We start from the raw sequence: 16,198 nt of genomic DNA, 5'->3' as shown, positions 1-16,198 counted from the left end.
CCTGTGCTGTGCCGGCGTGCCGGACCCCGTGACAAAGAGGTGGTTTTCGTGCACGGCCCCCAGTGGATCGCGCTCGCGGTCTTCATCGTAACCTACACCTTCATCGTAACGGAGCGTCTCCACCGCCTGAAGGCGGCGATGCTCGGCATCTCCGGAGTGCTTTTGCTCCAGATCATCGAACAGTCCCGTCTCTTTTCCTTTATCGATTTCAATACCATCGGTCTCCTGCTGGGGATGATGCTGCTTGTGGGCATTGTCCGCAAGACCGGGCTGATCCAGCGGGTGGCCATCACGGCGGTGCGGGTCAGCCGGGGGAATCCCTGGTTCGCCCTGGTGCTGCTGTCGGCGATCACGGCGGTGACCTCGGGGCTGCTGGACAATGTGACCACCATCCTTCTGGTGGGACCGCTGGCCTTTGCCGTGGCCGAGGTCTTCGATGTGGACCCCGATCCCTTTGTCTTCGCCGAGATCTTTTCTTCCAATATCGGCGGTACGGCGACACTCATCGGCGATCCGCCCAATATTCTCATCGGTTCGGCGGCGGGGCTTTCCTTCATGGATTTCGTGACCAACCTGGGCCCGGTCGTGGTGGTCTGTATGGGGGTGATGTACGGGTTGCTCTATCTCTGGTACGGCAAGGATCTCAAACCGACAGAGGAACGGCGGGAGCGTGCCGAGGCCTTCCACACGCCGGAGCGGCGGGGCGACCCGCGGATCGCCCCGCGGATCCTTCTGGTGCTGGGGCTTGTCCTGGCGGCCTTTCTCGTCCATGGTTTCTTCGGTATCGAGGCGGCCACCATCGCCCTTTCGGGCGCCACGCTCGGTCTGATCCTCTGTCCCGTAGATGTGGAGGAGATGGTCAAGGAGGTCGACTGGGTGACCATCCTCTTTTTCTCCTCTCTCTTCATGCTGGTGGGGACCCTGGAGCATCTCGGCCTGATCCGGATGGCCGCCGAGGCGATGATCCGGGTGGTGGGGCCCAATCAGGGGATCCTGAGTGTGCTGCTGGTCTGGGGATCGGGAATCCTGTCGGCCATTGTGGACAACGTTCCCTACACGGCGGCGGTGATCCCGCTGGTGGAGCATATCGGCACCCTCCCGGGCATCCACGCCGAGGGGCTCTGGTGGTCCCTGGCGCTCGGAGCCTGTCTGGGCGGCAACGCCACCCTGGTCGGCGCGTCGGCCAACCTGGTGATGGCCGGCATCGCCGAGAAGGGCGGCGTCCGCCTCACCTTCCAGCGTTACCTCCGGTTCGGGGCGCCCATGATGGCGGCGACCCTGGGGGTCGCCACGCTCTATGTCCTCTTCCGCTATGTCTAGCTTCTCCGACGGAGCGCCGCTGTCACCAGCCGGTTGGCGAAGTAGGCTGTGGCGGCGAAGAGGATGATCGTCGCTCCCGAGGTGAGGTTGAAGCTGTAGGCCATCCAGAGCCCCCCCAGTGTGAAGACCGCGCTGAGCAGGGCGGCGATGACCATCATGCCGCCGAGGGAGCGGGACCATCCCTCCGCCATATGCGGCGGGATGGATACCAGAGCGATCACCAGGATCAGCCCTACGATACGGATGATCAGCACCACCGAGAGCGAGAGCAGCACCACCAGCAGCAGGTGGACGGTCTTGACGGGGATCCCTCTGGTCCAGGCGAATTCCTCGTCGTAGACAAAGGCCAGCAGCGGCCGGTAGTAGAGCACCACCGCCAGGGTGCTGATTGCTGCGACGGCGGCCATGATGTACAGATCGGCTCTGGTGACGGTGAGGATACTGCCGAAGAGATAGCTCATCAGGTCGACGCCGTATCCTGGCGTGATGTCGGTGAAGACCACCCCCAGAGCCATCCCCAGCGCCCAGATGATCCCGATCACCGTGTCGGAGCGGGATTCGTCGGACCAGATCACCCATGACATGAGCAGCGCCATGATCATGGAGAACCCCATGGCCCCCAGCTGCGGAGAGATGCCCAGAAAGACGGCCAGCCCCACCCCGCCGTAGGCGGCGTGGGCCACACCGCCTGCGAGGATCACCATCCGCTTGACCACGATCACCGTCCCGATGATTCCGCAGAGAATGCTGGCCAGCAGCGCCGCCCAGAGGGCGTTCTGCATGAATTCGAACTGCAGCGCTTCAAGCATGGGCGCCACGTCCCGCACTCTGCGGATGATTGTGGGGCGCCAGAACCCGGTGGGGCATGCCGTGGGCGATGATCTCCACGGGGCAGGCGCCGTAGGCGCGCTGGATCATTCCCGATTCGAGCTCCGCCGAATCGTGGTAGTAGAGCGTCCGGTTCACACAGGCCACGGCGGTGGCGTTGGAGGAGATCACGGTCACGTCGTGGCTGACCAGCACAATGGTCATCTCCCGTTGCATCTCCCCCAGGAGGGCGTGGAAGGCTTCCTTGGTGTTGGGGTCGGTGCTGGCCGTCGGTTCGTCCAGGAGAAGCAGCGACGGTTCCGAGGCCAGTGCGCGGGCGATGAGCACCCGCTGCCGCTGTCCCTGGGAGAGCTCGCCCATCCGCTCGTTGCGCCGATGGCCCATCTCGACCTTATCGAGCGCCGCTTCCGCTTTCTCCCTGTCGCCGTCGGCGATGCGCCGCCGTTTTCCCCTGGAGATCCGCCCCATGAGGACCACATCCATCACGGAGACAGGGAGGTTCTGGTTTCTCCCCGGATCCTGGGGGACATAGCCCACCCGGCCGGAGACCTGGGAGGGGGAGCGGCCAAGCACCTCGACCGATCCCGACTGCGGCGTCAGTAGGCCCAGCATGAGCTTGAGAATGGTGGTCTTGCCGCCGCCGTTGGGTCCGATCAGGGTGAGGAACTCGCCCTGCGGGACGGTAAAGGTGATCCCCTCCAGCACGGGGACACGCCGATAGGCGAAGGAAACCCCCTGAAACCGGATGGCCGGTGCCGGGGAGGCGTCCACGGCTACTCTCCCTTCCACTGGGGGGTGCGTTTCTCGAGAAAGGCTGCGATCCCCTCTCCGGCGTCCTCGGTGGCGGCCAGCCCGGCGAAGAGTTCCCCGGCGTACTCGATGGCCTGGTCCAGCGGCATGTTCTCCGTGGCGTAGAGGCCCCGTTTCCCGGCGGCGATCGCCAGAGGGCTCTTGGCTGCCAGCTTCCGGGCGAAGTCCTCTGTGGCCTCCTCGAGCTGCTCTGCCGGCACCACTTCATTGACGATGCCCAGGTCGCGGGCCTCCTCTGCCGGGATCATCCTGCCCGTGAGCACCATCTCCAGCGCCTTCTTGCGCCCCACGGTTCGCATCAGCTGGATCCCCGGTTCGAGGCAGATCAGCCCGACGTTGATCGCTGTGGTGCCGAAGGCGGCGCCCTCGGCGGCCACAACAAAGTCGGTGGTGCAGCAGAGGCCGGCGCCGTTGGCCAGTGCGTAGCCCTGCACGGAGGCGATGACCGGCGTTGTCATGGCGGGGATCCGATGGTTGTGCAGATCCATGAGACGGATAAGCTCCCGGATCTCGCCGTGGCTCTTCCCGTTGAAGGCCTTGAGGTCGATGCCCGTGGAGAAGTGTTTCCCGGCGGCCTTGACGACCACCGCCCGGATATCCCGGTCCTCGTCGAATTCCCGGAGTGCCCGATCCAGGGCAAGGGCGAAGGATGGCGTGAAGGTGTTCATGGCTTTCGGGCGATTGAGGGTGATGTATCCGACATGCTCGCTGCGCTGGGTGAGGATCTCCTGTTCCGGCATTGTTATGCTCCTTTCCGTACCGATTGTTGGAGGACCTCCTTACGGAGTGTCTCCGGAAAGAGGGGCCTCTTCGTTTCTTGTCCCCTTCCGGCGGAGGAGGGGCCATAAATATGATATCATTATCCTTTAGGAAGTGCGCTACTTTCGTGCCCTTCCGGCGGACGGAGCGTCGATTCTGCTCGGTACGCCGGAGGGAAAAGCAGCGTGTCGCTTTCGAAACCTGTAGGTATGTCGTATTGCGTTCCAGGTGTTTCCTGGAACGGGAGGAGAGATGGAATGGCTCTTGTCTTCAGCATCTTCCGGATGATCCTCCCTGTACTCCTCTTTGCGCTTCTGATGCATCTCTTCCGTCGTTTTCTCTACAGCACCACCTCCCAGAGGTACTGGAAGGAACAGCGTCAGAGCGGAAATGGAGGCCGGCGGGATGGAAACGGAGGTAATCGGGACTACGCAGGGGGCCGGGCTGAGGGAGGCTTCGGATCCCGGAGCAGACGTGATCCCTATGTGGTGCTGCGATGCAGCCCCGGCGATTCCGATGAGGTGATCAAGAAACGGTACCGGCAACTGGTGTCGAAGTACCACCCCGATCGGTTTATCGGGCTGGAGCTGGACGAGGAGTTTGTCCGGCTCGCCAGTGAGCGTTTCGAGGAGGTCAAGCAGGCCTACGAGGAGATCCGCAGGGTGCGCGGCCTGGCCTGAACGGCGGGGCAGACCCTCTGACCGGTGGGGCCTGTTGGAATGACGAGAGGACCGCCCGGAAGCGGCGATTCCGGGCGGTCCGTTGTGGGGGACTGGATATGTTCGGCATTGCCACCTTTGACAGCAATCACATGGTGATGCAATTTCAGAAGGTCTGTGAAGAAGCGGGGATCGAGGTCAACGTGATCCCCGTTCCGCGGGAGCTGGCGGCGAGCTGCGGATTGGCCTGCTTCTACCCAAAGGGGGAAGAGGAGCGCATCAAGAGGCTGATGGCGGAGCACAATGTGGAGGTCCACGCCTACCATTGATGACGTGTGGGGTTTGGGTGCGGAAATGGTGTGCCTAGCCCCGGCAGCGGAGGATGATGCCCTCCAGTTCGGCCATCTTGAGGAAGTGGTTGATCACCTCGTCGTAGGGCATATTGAGGATGACCCGACCGGTGCGCCTGTCCTTGAAGCGCACCTGGGCTTTCCGGATATCGCTGAAGTATCGCCATTCTACATCGATGCTGTGGCCCGCAAGGTAGGCCTCCAGGGCCCTCTGGGCCTTGTCGGCCTCCACCCGGGATGCCGCGGAATGCGTCGGCGCTTTCGGTGGAGGGGATGTCTGCGACGTGGTTGTCCCGAACCCTCGGCCGGATGGAGGCGGCGCCTTGCCGGCGTGGTGCAGGGTGTTGCCCTGTGGCCGGCCGCGCTCCGGGGCGATGTCACGGGGCGCACTGGTATCGAACAGTCTGGAAAGCTCCGCCTGGAGACGACAGAGGAGGGGCAGTCCCTCGCTGCCCTGCAGCTGTACTTGCTCCTCCTTGTGGATCTCTGCTATTCGATCGGTCATACCGACCACCGGACCTCTCCGGGTTGGAGATCATGATGAAGTGATGCCCTGGAAAACCCTGCACGTACTGTACGCCCTTCTTCCCGGGCTGTCAAACAGAGAGTGCCGGAGTGTGCGACAGCGGCGGCAGAGGGGCGATGAGAGGAGGAAGATCGATGCACTCCAGATACAGAGGAGGCATGGAAACACCGTCGCTACGGCGGCTGTGCCGCTCCGCCGAAGGGGATGGCGCGGCGGGAGAGCTGCCGGAACGGCACGAATTGGATCCGGAATTCATGTGGCGCCCCGGGGATATCTTCCCCGACGAGGTGTCCTGGGAGAGGGCCCTGGAAGAGGTGGACCGCAAAGGACGGGAGATCGAGGGATACCAGGGTTCGCTGGCGGCCTCGGCGGCGACGCTCGCCGCCTGTCTGCGCCTGGAGGACGAAGCAGAGGAACAGCTCGGGCGGGTCTGTGCCTACGCCTCGCTCAGGAGCCACGAAAACACCGGCGATGCCCACTGCCAGGGGCTTGAAGACCGGGCCACGGAATGCGCCGTGCGTTTCGAGAGCACTGTCTCCTTTATCAGCCCGGAGATCCTCTCCATTCCGGAGGAACAGCTTCAGGCACATCTCGAAGCGGAAGCCCTGGCGCCCTTCCGCTTTGCCATGGAGCAGCTGCTCCGGGTGAAACCCCATGTGCTCTCCGGGCGGGAAGAACAACTGCTGGCCAGACTGGGCAGTGTCACCCATGTGCCGGAGACGGCCTTCAGCATGCTCACCAACGCCGATCTGACCTTTCCCCTGATCCGCGACGAGGAGGGGCGGGAGGTGCGTCTTACCGAGGAGCGCTTTTCCCGCTTCCTGCTCTCTCCGGAGCGTCGGGTCCGGCGGGAGGCCTTCGAAGGGCTCTTTACCACCTATCGGGGGGTGCGGAACACCCTGGGGGCCACCCTGGCCGGAAGCGTCAAGCACGACGCCGTAGACGCGGACCTGCGGGGCTACCGTTCCTCGCTGGAAGCGGCGCTCTACCCCAACCGCATCCCCGAAGCGGTGTACCACAGCGCCCTGGAAGGCGTCCATGGTCACCTCCACCAGCTGCAGCGCTACGTGGAACTCAAGAGGAAAGCACTCCGGCTCGAGGAGATGCATATCTACGATCTCTATACCCCCGTTGTCCCGGAACCGGAGAGCGTCATACCCTATGATCGGGCCAGAGAGACCGTGGTCAAGGCCCTTTCCCCGCTTGGCGTCTCTTACCAGAGGCTGCTGGAGCAGGCCTTCGACGGGGGCTGGATCGATGTCTACGAGAACAGGGGCAAACGGGGCGGCGCCTATTCCATGGATGTCTACGGCGTCCACCCCTTTGTGCTCCTCAATTACAATGCCACCCTCCGGGATGTCTTCACCCTGGCCCACGAGCTGGGGCATGCCGCCCACAGCCGGCACACCCAGGAATCCCAGCCTCATCTCTATGCGGGCCACGAGATCTTTGTCGCCGAGGTGGCCTCCACGACCAACGAGGCGCTGCTGCTCCGGCATCTCCTGGCGACCACCACCGATCCGCAGCAGGAGCTCTATCTGCTCCACTACGGTCTGGAGCAGGTGCGGACCACCGTCTTCCGGCAGCTGCTCTTCGCCGAATTCGAGCTGGCCGTACACCGAATGGCCGAACAGCAGCAGCCTCTGACGGCGCAGACCTTCAGCGATCTCTGGCTGGAGCTCAAGAAGAGCTACTACGGCGAGGCCGTCGTGATGGACGACGGGATCGAGGTGGAGTGGGCCCGCATCCCCCATTTCTACGCCGGATTCTATGTCTACCAGTACGCCACGGGGCTTGCGGCGGCGACGTCCCTTTCCCGGGCGATCCTGGAAGAGGGGGAGGAGGCCGGAGAACGGTACCTCGCCTTCCTCCGGAAGGGGCGGTCGGACTACCCCATCAACCAGTTGCGTGACGCCGGCGTGGACATGACCACGCCGAAGCCGCTGGAGGCCACCTTCGATCTCTTTGCGCAGCGCCTCGACCGGTTCGAGCAGCTTCTGGGGATCAACTGAGGCGCCCGTTGTCCGGTGGAGGAGGTCTTCTCATGCGGGTACTGCGACGGATTCGCCGGCGTCTCCCGGTGTGGTGCAGGGCGGAATGGAAGAACCTTGCCGCGATCACGGTGGGGGTCGTTCTGGTGGCCGCGGGCTATCTGACGCTGCTCATGCCCATGCAGCTTCCGGCCGCCGGCGTGAACGGTCTGGCGGTGCTCTCCAACTATGTCTTCGGCATCTCTCCGGCCTGGGTGATCGGTGGTGCCAATGCCCTGCTCCTTGCCTGGGCCTGGCGGGGGCTCTCCGCCCGTTTTGCGGCGCTCTCGGCCTATGCGGTGGCCCTGATGGCGGTCCTTCTGAAGCTTCTGGAGCGTATGCCCCACCCGGTGATGGAGGACAAACTGCTGGTGGTGGTCCTCGCCGGGGGTCTGGTGGGATTCGGTGTGGGGTTGATCTTCCGGGTCGGCGGCTCCCCCGGAGGGGTGAGTGTCATCGTGATGGCCCTCAGACAGCGCTACGGTCTTGAAGTGGGGATCTGGAGCTTCTACCTCAACTCCTCGGTGCTTCTCCTGGCCGTATGGCTGGTGGGGGTAGAGCGCGCCGTCTACGGCGGAATGATGATCTACATCTCGGGGATCACCATCGACGCCGTGCTCCGTTCCTTCGACCGTCGGAAGCAGGTGATGATCATCTCCAGCCGGATGGAGACGGTGCGGGGCTACATCATGGATACCCTCAAACGTGGGGTGACCGTACTCCACGGAGAAGGGGGCTACTCCAACGAGCCTCGGCCGGTGCTGCTGACCCTTCTGACCCCACGGCAGACCATGGATCTCAAACACTTTCTGGCCGAGGGCGATCCCGGGGCCTTTGTGGTGGTCTCCGATGCCTCGGAGGTTCTGGGCAGAGGGTTCAAGTCCTTCGGGAGCGTTCCGCGCGGCTCGCGCGGCAGGAACGCGGCAGCGAGGCGGTGACGAGGGCGTCTGTACATCGTCGGGTATAGACAATTTGCTATCACGCCGGTACAATCGCTGCAATACGCGGAGAACAACCGCTCCGGCGCGGTCTCTGTGTGGCCGGAGGAGGGGTGTGTATGCTGGGAAAGATTGAGAGGATCCACGTTTTCGGATCCCACGGCGGATGGCTTGACGAAACCGTCGACGCAATCCGAAGGTACGCCGAAGACGCAAGCGTCTCTTCTTCCGTCATAGAAGACATCCACGGAAACGAAGCGTTCCCCTGCGGAGAGCGCGGTGATGTGATCATCTTTGACGCCTCGCTTGTGCGGGGTCCGGGGGAGCGCAGGCAGCTTGCCGGAAGCAAATGCCCCGTGGTGGCTCTCTTTCGGGACGGCGCCTCTCCACCCATGCAGGGTGAAGGGGCGCTCCATTTCTTTCCGGAAGCCCATCTCCCGGCCATCCCGTATTTTCTGGCCGCCCTCCTCTCGGCGCAGCCCTCCCGGAGCGGCTTTGACGAGGTGTCCTGCAAGGAAGAGCTGGCCTTCCGCGACCGACAGACGCGATTCTTTATCGAATTTGCCGAACTGGTGCAGCAGCCCGGCATCGATGTGCCCGGGCTGCTGCGCGGTACGGTGAACCGTCTCCCTTCGGTGCTGCAGTACAGTGACCGGGCCTGGGCTTCTATCGAGTATCCCCTGGGGACCTTCTACAAAAGAGGGAAACCCGAGAGCCGGGGGCCGTCGATCGGGATGCCGCTGGTTGTGGACGGGAAACGGGAGGGGCGTGTCTCCGTGGGCTACGGGAGCGCAGCCCCACAGGTGGAGGGGGCTGCGGAAGAGTGCTTCCGCGAGCGGGAGCGACGGGTCGTTGCGGCGGCCACCGAGCGTCTCGGGCGGGTGCTCGAGCGGCTCCGCGCCTCGGAGGATCTGGAGTCCGAACGCACCCTGCGCGGGAAGGTCATGGAGCTGGTGCCGGTTCCCATGACGGTGGTTGACAGACACGGGCGGATTGTCTTCGCCAACGCCAGGGCTGAGGAGCTCTTCGGACTGGCCCGGGCGGATATCACCAGACGCACCTATGACGACGACCGCTGGCAGATCGCCGACCCCGAGGGCGGTGCCTTCGAAGACGAATCGCTCCCCTTTGTCCAGGTCCGGAAGGCCGGGGAGCCTCTCTACGGCATCTACCACAGCATCACCAGGAGTGACGGCAGACAGCTCCTGCTCTCGATCAGCGCCGCGCCCCTGTACGACGAGCGCGGCGAGTTTGACGGAATGGTTTCGGTGCTGGAGCCCCAGACGGCGACAGGGGTGGGAACCTTCGGGGAGCTGGATCAGGAGCGTGGTGCCGTGGACTCCATGTACGGTGGGGGGACGCAGAACACGGCGCGGAGCTACGGTCAGGAGCCCATGAAGCGGCGGTCCCCCACGACGTTCCGCGAGCTTGTGGCGACCTACCGCGAACTGCTTGACAATCATTTCAAGGGTAGAGTGAAGAATGCGGAGACGCCGCAGGATGAGCGGACCAGAGAGCTGGCATTCCGCCTCGGCGGTCTCCGGGCGGGTCCCAAGGATGTTACCGATCTCCACACCAGCGCCCTGGCGGAGGTACAGCAGCAGGACCTCTCTCCGGCGAAACGGATGGCCTACATGGCGGAGAGCAGGCTTGTGGCGCTTGAACTGATGGGATACCTGGTGCTCTTTTACCGGAGGCACTCTGTATCCCTTCCTGGCCGGGATTCCCAGGGGAGGGGGCAGGAGCATGGATGAGAAGGGGAAGCGGCAGATCCATCTGAAGCTCTTCGTGACGGGGATGACGGCCCGTTCCAGCAAAGCCGTAGATAATCTGGATCATATCTGTTCTGTCTATCTCAAGGATCGGTGTACCGTGGAGATTGTCGATGTGCTCGAACAGCCCTGGCTGGCCGAGCAGGACCGGATACTGGCGACACCGACGTTGATACGGGTTCGACCGGAGCCGGAGCGGAGGGTGATCGGCGATCTGGGAGAGATCCCCCGGGTGCTCGAGATCCTCGATGTCGGTCGGGGGCGGAGCAGTTCTGAAAAGAGAGGTGAGAACGATGACTGAAAGGGCGCAGGAAATGGGCAAGCTGAAGACCGGGATCCAGGGGTTCGACCTGATCGCGGAGGGAGGGCTGCCGCAGGGGCGCACGACGCTCTTTACCGGTACCGCCGGGAGCTGCAAGACGCTGTTCGCCTGTCAGTTCGTGGTCAAGGGGATCGCCGATTACGGCGAGCCCGGCGTTCTGGTCACCTTCGAGGAGGCCCCCGAGGATATCAGCCGGAATGTCGCCTCCCTGGGCTGGGATCTCAGGGCATACGAGCGGCAGGGAACCTTCGCCTTTGTGGATGCCTCGCCGCAGCTGACCCAGGATATCCAGCTGGGTGGAGCCTTCGATCTCGGCGGTTTCCTGGCGAGGGTGGAAAACGCTATCGCCAGGACCGGCGCGAAACGTGTCTCCATCGATTCCCTGGGGGCGCTCTTCACGAGATTCGATGACCCCAGAACGATACGGAACGAGCTCTTCCGTCTCCACAGGGTATTGAAGGATATGGGGGTCACCGCGGTTCTCACCGCCGAGCGGGCCGACGAGTACGGCCAGATCACCCGCTACGGCATCGAGGAGTTTGTGGCCGACAATGTGGTCATCCTCCGGAACAATCTGGAGGGCGAGAAACGCCGAAGAACGGCGGAGATCCTCAAATTTCGGGGGACGGAGCATCAGAAGGGCGAATTCCCCTTCAGCATTATCAGCGGCGAAGGGATTGTGGTGGTGCCCATCTCGGCGATGGAGCTCCGCCAGCGTTCCTCCGACGAGCGGATCTCCAGCGGCAACGCCGCACTGGACAAGATGTGCGGCGGCGGCTTTTTCAAGGATTCGGTGATCCTGGTCTCGGGCGCCACTGGAACGGGCAAGACCCTGATGGTCACCGAGTTTATCTCCGACGGGGCAAGCAGGGGGAAGCCCTGTGTGCTCTTCGCCTTTGAGGAGAGCCGGGAGCAGCTGTTCCGCAACGCCCGGGGCTGGGGGCACGATTTTGAGGCGCTGGAAAAGGAAGGGAAGCTCAAGGTGGTCTGTGAATATCCGGAGGTGGTGGGTCTCGAGGAGCGCCTGATCATCATGAAGGATATCATGAACACCTTCCAGCCCAGCCGTGTTGCGGTGGACAGCCTCTCCGCACTGGAGCGGGTGGGGACCAGAAAGGGCTACCGCGAGTTTGTCATCGCCCTGACCTCCTTTATCAAGCATCAGGAGATCACCGGGCTCTTTACCTCCACATCGCCGTCGCTGATCGGCGGGGCCTCCGTGACGGAGGGGCATATCTCCACGTTGACCGACACGATCATTCTGCTCCGGTACGTTGAGCTCTACGGCGAGATGCGGCGGGGGATCACCACGCTGAAGATGCGCGGCTCCCAGCACGACAAGGACATCAAGGAGTTCCTCATTGACAGCCAGGGGATGCATGTCGGCGAGGCCTTCCGGAATGTGGTGGGGATCCTGGCCGGCAATCCGAGTCACACGGAGCATGAGGAGATGGAACGGTTCCAGAACATGTTCGGCGACGACCGGATCTAGGCACGCGGAGGCACAGACCCGAAACCGGCACGGAGGGGGCAGAAGCGGGCGGCCCCGCTCCTCTGTGATGCCATGCGCCGGAAGGGAGGCGTGAGGTGTGCGAATGCGATGTATGCTTGTCCTGGCGCTCCTTCTGAGTCTGGTCTGGACGGCCTCTGCCGCACAGGACGAACAGCTGGTCAGGCTTGGGAAGAACGAGGAGAGCGCCGCACTCTACCTGGTGGCTTCGGCCTCCGCCTACGATACCAAGACAGACAAGCTCTGGATCAGCTTCAGAGAGGAGCTTCGCCCGGACTTCGTCCGCCGGGAGATGGTGCGTGCCGCCAGGGAAAACCTCGATCTGTCCGGCCTCAGCACCCGTTATACCGTCATGGCCGTGGATCTCGAAAAACGGCACTACTGCGAGATGATCGTGGCCTATGTGGACGATCGGGGGCGCGAGATCTACGAGTACCGCCGTCCACGGGAGGAGATCCAGTGGAAGTCCTACCCGGAGCGCTCGGCCATCGAGAGAGCGGTAGAGATGCTCGGATTCGGGGATTCCGGCGCCGGTTAGTCCGGTTGGGCAAGCGGCGTGCGGTTGCTCCCCATCTTCCCCTGGAGACGTCTGGAACGGTGCTCGAAGGCCTCTCTCCGTCGCTTCCAGGAAGGGCCCAGGACAGCCCGGCGGTTCCGCAGATGTCTCAGTGCCCCCTCTGTTTCCGCAAGAGCCCGGTCGATGTCCTTCAGCCGGTGCTCGTAGATCTTTGCCAGTTCCTCGCAGCAGTCCAGATAACGCTCTCCCTGCCTTCGGGCCTCCCGGAAGTGTCCCTCGGCCTGTTCCCATGTGCCGTTCCCTTTGGCCGCCATCCCCAGGCGCCAGTGCGCCTCTCCCCGGGGGATCGCGAGCTCCCAGTGGTGGCGGGCCCGTTCCGTCTCTCCCCGGGATGCCCAGGCGTCGCCGGCGGAGAGATGCTCCGCAGACGTGGCGTCACCCTCCATCAGTGCGGCGATCCGGCTGCGGATCCGGGCCAGCGAGAGGATGTCTTCCCGATTGTGATAGAACACACCCTCCAGCGGAGCCGCGTCGCCGGTTTCCAGAAAATGGTGGTAGCGCTGGGGGACCTCCCATCCCGGAACGTCCTCCCCGCTGCGGAGGAACCCGAGGATATGCCGTTCCACGTTGCCTAGCGAGCAGGAGTCCAGCTCCTTTTTCCAGAGTCGACGAACCATGTGCAAAAGATCGAGGTGCCCCATGCCGTACCAGGGGGACCCCACCCCGGTGAGGATATGCCTGGTCTCCAGCAGGGGGATATCGAAGCGCTTGCCGTTGTAGGTGACCAGTCCCGCCGTTTCCGTGGGGAGTGACTGGAGGATGCGCGACAGCCACCGGCTCTCCGCTGCCGGTGTGGCGAGAAAGAGCTGGCGCACCACCAGGCGATCCTCCCGAAAGAAGCCGATGCCGGCGAGAAAGGCGTAGGTGCCTGTCCCGCCGGCGAGCCCTGTCGTTTCGAGGTCTATAAAGAGCGGCGGCAGGGCCTCGCCCCAGGGCCCGAGCAGCGGCTCTCGCTCCTTGTGGTAGGGGAAGGCCGTTGCGGGGATGCTCTGTTCCATGCCGTAGACGCCTTCGTCGAGCCATTCACCGGTGGGCAGGTTGTGCGGGGCGGGGGCCTCCGGGGCGTGAGGTGCCGCGGCGGGCTCCCCGAGCATGCGTCGGAGACGCTTTCTGGTGGTCCCCATGGTCTTCCCTCCAGGGTGTCTGAACGTGCCGTATCTGTAGAATCACCGCCATTATACATGAGGGAAGAAACACAGGGCATCCAGCCGGGAGGCCGGATGCCCTGCGGGTATGGGAGCGTGAATCGGCGGTCAGACGAGACGCCGGATCACCATGGCTACGCCCTGACCGCCGCCGATGCATGCGGTGGCCAGACCGAGCTCCCTGTCGGAGTGTTTGAGGGCGTAGTAGAGGGTGGTGAGGATCTTGGCGCCCGTTGCGCCGATGGGGTGTCCCAGAGCGATGGCCCCGCCGTGGACATTGCAGCGGTCCATATCGAAGGGCATGTCACGGTGCACCGCCAGGACCTGGGCGGCGAAGGCCTCGTTGAGCTCGATCAGATCGATATCCTCAAGGGAAAGCCCGGCCCGCTCCAAGGCCTTCGGCACGGCGACAGTGGGGCCCATCCCCATGTGGTCCGGTTCGGTGGCACCGGAGTCGTAGGCCAGGATCTCGGCGATCGGCTCCAGACCGTTGCCCTTCGCCCACTCCGGGGAGGTGACCGTTACGGCGCTGCCGGCGTCGCAGAGCGCCGAGCTTGTGCCCGCGGTGACGGTGCCGTTCTCCTTGAACAGGACGGGCAGTCTCCCGAGCTTCTCCATGGAGGTGTTCCGGCGGGGGATCTCGTCGGTGTCGATGGTGACCTCGCCTTTTTTGCGGAGCGTGACCGTCACGGGGAAGGTCTCCTCTGCGAAGGCGCCGCTGTCGATGGCTTCCAGCGCCCGCTGGTGGCTCCGCAGGCCGAAGGCGTCCTGCTCCTCCCGGGAGATGTCGTGCTCCTCGGCGAGGATCTCCGCCGTGGCACCCATCATCATCTCCGCCAGGGGGCACATCAATCCGTCGCGGTGGAGGGCGTCGTAGGTCTTCTTGTCGCCCATCCGATGGCCCCAGCGGGCCTCCTCGAGCAGATAGGGGACATTGGAGGCGCTTTCCATGCCGCCGGCGACGGACAGGTCGATGTCGCCGAGACGCACCCGGTCGGCGGCGTTCATGATGGCCTTCAGCCCGGAACCGCAGCGTTTGTTCACCGTATAGGCGGGCACGGAGACCGGCAGTCTCGAGCGGTAGGTGGCGATGCGCGCCGGATTGGCGCCCACCCCGGCCTGCCATCCGTTGCCCATGACCACCTCGTCGACCACATCGTCGCTCACCCCTGCCCTGCGCAGGGATTCCCGGATCGCCAGGGCACCCAGGTCGGTGGCCTTCAGGCCGGCCAGACCGCCGCCGTACTTGCCTCCCGGCGTTCTGCAGGCGCTGACGATGACGGCATTGCTCATTGGTGGACCTCCTCTTCGACAGCAAGCATGGTCTTGACCTCGTCGGCGGTTTCGAACCGTGCTTCGGTGACCTCGCGCAGATCGTCCACGGTGACCTGTGGCGCCAGCTCGGTGAGCACCATTTTGCCCTCCTGGAAGCGCATGACGCAGTATTCGGTGACCACCATGCTCACCACGCCGATGCCGGTGAGAGGGAAGGTGCATTTCGGGATCAGCTTGGCCTCCCCCTTCTTGGTGGTATGTGTCGTGGCGATGATCACCCGTTTGGCGCCGGTGACCAGATCCATGGAGCCGCCCATGCCGGGGACCCGCTTGCCGGGCACCATCCAGCTCGCGAGGTCGGCGCTCTCGTCCACCTGCAGGGCGCCCAGCACCGTGGCATCCAGGTGGCCGCCGCGGATGAGACCGAAACTGAGGTCACTGGGGATCAGGGCTCCGCCGGGCAGAATGGAAAGGGGCCTGCCTCCGGCACCGATGAAACGGAGGTCCGGTTCTTCCGGCTTCGGGCCGGCGCAGACGGCCCCGTTCTCGGTCTGGAAGATGATCCGCACGCCTTCGGGGATATAGTCCGAAACCAGTGTCGGGATCCCGATGCCGAGATTGACGATCTGGCCGTCGTGGAACTCCTGTGCGATGCGACGGGCGATGCGGTTCCTGATGGTATCTTTATCAAGTTCTGGCAGCATAGTAGGAATCCCCCTTTACGACAAGAATATCCACAAGCATCCCCGGTGTGACCACTTCGACGGGGTCGAGCTCTCCTACCTCAAGGATGGCGTCCACCTCGGCGATGACCAGTTCGGCGGCGGTCGCCATGGCGGGGTTGAAGTTCTGATTGGTCCCGAAGTAGGTCAGGTTGCCCATCCTGTCCGCCTTGTGTCCCTTGATCAGGGCCACATCGGCGGTCAGCGGTTTCTCGAGGATGTATTTTCTTCCGTCCACTTCGATGATTTCCTTGCCCTCTTCCACGACGGTGCCGATGCCGGTGGGGGTCAGGATGCCTCCCAGTCCGAAGCCGCCGGCTCGGATCCGCTCGGCAAAGGTGCCCTGGGGGGACAGTTCGAGATCGAGTTTCCCTTCATGATAGAGGGCGCCGGTGGTCTTGTTGAGTCCTACGTGGGAAGCAATGACGCTGTCCACCTGTCCGTTGCAGACCAGCTTCCCGTGCCCTACGTCCTCATAGGCGGTGTCGTTTGCGATGAGCCTCAGATGCCTGGTCCCTGCCTCGACCAGGGCGTCCACCAGGGTGTAGGGGATCCCGCCGTAGTTGAAGCCGCCCACCATGATCCGCTGGCCGTCCCTGACATGTGTGATCGCTTCTTTTGGGGACATGACCGATTTGATGATTGTTGTTGCCAC

General features: G+C 63.7%; 17 protein-coding genes. 9 read left to right on the top strand and 8 right to left on the bottom strand.

Annotation, left to right across the window (positions count from 1 at the left end):
* The first annotated feature begins 48 nt into the window (after window positions 1-48).
* Window positions 49-1,320, top strand: a complete 1,272-nt coding sequence (locus K9L28_03340) for an ArsB/NhaD family transporter (GenBank protein MCF7935365.1) — start codon at window positions 49-51, stop codon at window positions 1,318-1,320.
* Here K9L28_03340 and K9L28_03335 read toward each other — a convergent pair.
* From K9L28_03335 to K9L28_03325, 3 genes are read right to left on the bottom strand one after another with little or no spacing between them, the layout of a single operon-like run.
* Window positions 1,317-2,129, bottom strand: a complete 813-nt coding sequence (locus K9L28_03335; protein MCF7935364.1) for a metal ABC transporter permease — start codon at window positions 2,127-2,129, stop codon at window positions 1,317-1,319. The genes K9L28_03340 and K9L28_03335 overlap by 4 nt on opposite strands.
* The gene (locus tag K9L28_03330; protein ID MCF7935363.1) at window positions 2,122-2,919 is read right to left on the bottom strand and encodes a metal ABC transporter ATP-binding protein; all 798 of its coding nucleotides are present in this window, start codon (window positions 2,917-2,919) and stop codon (window positions 2,122-2,124) included. The genes K9L28_03335 and K9L28_03330 overlap by 8 nt, the downstream gene beginning before the upstream one ends.
* 2 nt (window positions 2,920-2,921) lie before the next feature.
* Window positions 2,922-3,698 (bottom strand): enoyl-CoA hydratase/isomerase family protein, encoded by a 777-nt coding sequence (locus K9L28_03325; GenBank protein ID MCF7935362.1) that lies wholly within the window; start codon window positions 3,696-3,698, stop codon window positions 2,922-2,924.
* A gap of 276 nt (window positions 3,699-3,974) precedes the next feature.
* Here K9L28_03325 and K9L28_03320 point away from each other — a divergent pair, with 276 nt between their 5' ends.
* Both K9L28_03320 and K9L28_03315 read left to right on the top strand, forming a co-directional pair.
* The gene (locus K9L28_03320; GenBank protein ID MCF7935361.1) at window positions 3,975-4,397 is read left to right on the top strand and encodes a J domain-containing protein; all 423 of its coding nucleotides are present in this window, start codon (window positions 3,975-3,977) and stop codon (window positions 4,395-4,397) included.
* A gap of 98 nt (window positions 4,398-4,495) precedes the next feature.
* Window positions 4,496-4,705 carry a DUF3343 domain-containing protein gene (locus K9L28_03315; protein ID MCF7935360.1) on the top strand — a complete coding sequence of 70 codons (210 nt, stop codon included), beginning with the start codon at window positions 4,496-4,498 and terminating at the stop codon, window positions 4,703-4,705.
* Window positions 4,706-4,739: 34 nt separating this feature from the next.
* Here the strand turns inward: K9L28_03315 and K9L28_03310 are convergent, their stop codons facing one another.
* The gene (locus tag K9L28_03310; protein MCF7935359.1) at window positions 4,740-5,231 is read right to left on the bottom strand and encodes a hypothetical protein; all 492 of its coding nucleotides are present in this window, start codon (window positions 5,229-5,231) and stop codon (window positions 4,740-4,742) included.
* Between the two features lie 155 nt (window positions 5,232-5,386).
* On the opposite strand from K9L28_03310, the gene pepF reads away from it, so the two are divergent.
* From pepF to K9L28_03280, 6 genes are all read left to right on the top strand, one after another.
* The gene (pepF, locus tag K9L28_03305; protein ID MCF7935358.1) at window positions 5,387-7,264 is read left to right on the top strand and encodes an oligoendopeptidase F; all 1,878 of its coding nucleotides are present in this window, start codon (window positions 5,387-5,389) and stop codon (window positions 7,262-7,264) included.
* Window positions 7,265-7,296: 32 nt separating this feature from the next.
* Entirely contained in the window at window positions 7,297-8,220 is a 924-nt protein-coding gene (locus K9L28_03300; protein ID MCF7935357.1) for a YitT family protein, read from the top strand.
* Between the two features lie 119 nt (window positions 8,221-8,339).
* Complete coding sequence (locus K9L28_03295) at window positions 8,340-9,974, top strand: PAS domain-containing protein (protein ID MCF7935356.1); 1,635 nt, start codon at window positions 8,340-8,342, stop codon at window positions 9,972-9,974.
* On the top strand, window positions 9,967-10,293 hold the full coding sequence (locus K9L28_03290) for a circadian clock KaiB family protein (protein ID MCF7935355.1): 327 nt from the start codon (window positions 9,967-9,969) through the stop codon (window positions 10,291-10,293). The genes K9L28_03295 and K9L28_03290 overlap by 8 nt, the downstream gene beginning before the upstream one ends.
* Window positions 10,286-11,806 (top strand): circadian clock protein KaiC, encoded by a 1,521-nt coding sequence (gene kaiC / locus K9L28_03285; GenBank protein ID MCF7935354.1) that lies wholly within the window; start codon window positions 10,286-10,288, stop codon window positions 11,804-11,806. The genes K9L28_03290 and kaiC overlap by 8 nt, the downstream gene beginning before the upstream one ends.
* Before the next feature lie 97 nt (window positions 11,807-11,903).
* Window positions 11,904-12,362 carry a hypothetical protein gene (locus K9L28_03280; GenBank protein MCF7935353.1) on the top strand — a complete coding sequence of 153 codons (459 nt, stop codon included), beginning with the start codon at window positions 11,904-11,906 and terminating at the stop codon, window positions 12,360-12,362.
* On the opposite strand, the gene K9L28_03275 is transcribed toward K9L28_03280, so the two are convergent.
* From K9L28_03275 to K9L28_03260, 4 genes are all read right to left on the bottom strand, one after another.
* Window positions 12,359-13,525, bottom strand: coding sequence for a ribonuclease H-like domain-containing protein (locus K9L28_03275; GenBank protein ID MCF7935352.1), 1,167 nt, complete (start codon window positions 13,523-13,525; stop codon window positions 12,359-12,361). The two genes, K9L28_03280 and K9L28_03275, sit on opposite strands and share 4 nt — an antisense overlap.
* Window positions 13,526-13,654: 129 nt before the next feature.
* The gene (locus tag K9L28_03270; protein ID MCF7935351.1) at window positions 13,655-14,839 is read right to left on the bottom strand and encodes a thiolase family protein; all 1,185 of its coding nucleotides are present in this window, start codon (window positions 14,837-14,839) and stop codon (window positions 13,655-13,657) included.
* Complete coding sequence (locus K9L28_03265; protein MCF7935350.1) at window positions 14,836-15,525, bottom strand: 3-oxoacid CoA-transferase subunit B; 690 nt, start codon at window positions 15,523-15,525, stop codon at window positions 14,836-14,838. Before K9L28_03265 ends, K9L28_03270 begins: the two co-directional genes overlap by 4 nt.
* On the bottom strand, window positions 15,509-16,171 hold the full coding sequence (locus K9L28_03260; GenBank protein MCF7935349.1) for a CoA transferase subunit A: 663 nt from the start codon (window positions 16,169-16,171) through the stop codon (window positions 15,509-15,511). The genes K9L28_03265 and K9L28_03260 overlap by 17 nt, the downstream gene beginning before the upstream one ends.
* Window positions 16,172-16,198 lie beyond the last annotated feature (27 nt).

Source organism: Synergistales bacterium (assembly GCA_021736445.1).
Classification (GTDB): Bacteria; Synergistota; Synergistia; order Synergistales; family Aminiphilaceae; genus JAIPGA01.
Note: the sequence above shows the minus strand (reverse complement) of the source record. Positions and strands in the feature narration are given on the sequence as shown.

Coding starts and splice junctions, on each gene's coding strand:
- K9L28_03320 (MCF7935361.1), top strand. CDS start 3,975: ATGGCTCTTGTCTTCAGCATCTTCCGGATGATCCTCCCTGTACTCCTC.
- K9L28_03335 (MCF7935364.1), bottom strand. CDS start 2,129: ATGCTTGAAGCGCTGCAGTTCGAATTCATGCAGAACGCCCTCTGGGCG.
- K9L28_03260 (MCF7935349.1), bottom strand. CDS start 16,171: ATGTCCCCAAAAGAAGCGATCACACATGTCAGGGACGGCCAGCGGATC.
- K9L28_03295 (MCF7935356.1), top strand. CDS start 8,340: ATGCTGGGAAAGATTGAGAGGATCCACGTTTTCGGATCCCACGGCGGA.
- K9L28_03315 (MCF7935360.1), top strand. CDS start 4,496: ATGTTCGGCATTGCCACCTTTGACAGCAATCACATGGTGATGCAATTT.
- K9L28_03300 (MCF7935357.1), top strand. CDS start 7,297: ATGCGGGTACTGCGACGGATTCGCCGGCGTCTCCCGGTGTGGTGCAGG.
- pepF (MCF7935358.1), top strand. CDS start 5,387: ATGCACTCCAGATACAGAGGAGGCATGGAAACACCGTCGCTACGGCGG.
- kaiC (MCF7935354.1), top strand. CDS start 10,286: ATGACTGAAAGGGCGCAGGAAATGGGCAAGCTGAAGACCGGGATCCAG.
- K9L28_03325 (MCF7935362.1), bottom strand. CDS start 3,698: ATGCCGGAACAGGAGATCCTCACCCAGCGCAGCGAGCATGTCGGATAC.
- K9L28_03310 (MCF7935359.1), bottom strand. CDS start 5,231: ATGACCGATCGAATAGCAGAGATCCACAAGGAGGAGCAAGTACAGCTG.
- K9L28_03290 (MCF7935355.1), top strand. CDS start 9,967: ATGGATGAGAAGGGGAAGCGGCAGATCCATCTGAAGCTCTTCGTGACG.
- K9L28_03270 (MCF7935351.1), bottom strand. CDS start 14,839: ATGAGCAATGCCGTCATCGTCAGCGCCTGCAGAACGCCGGGAGGCAAG.
- K9L28_03265 (MCF7935350.1), bottom strand. CDS start 15,525: ATGCTGCCAGAACTTGATAAAGATACCATCAGGAACCGCATCGCCCGT.
- K9L28_03275 (MCF7935352.1), bottom strand. CDS start 13,525: ATGGGGACCACCAGAAAGCGTCTCCGACGCATGCTCGGGGAGCCCGCC.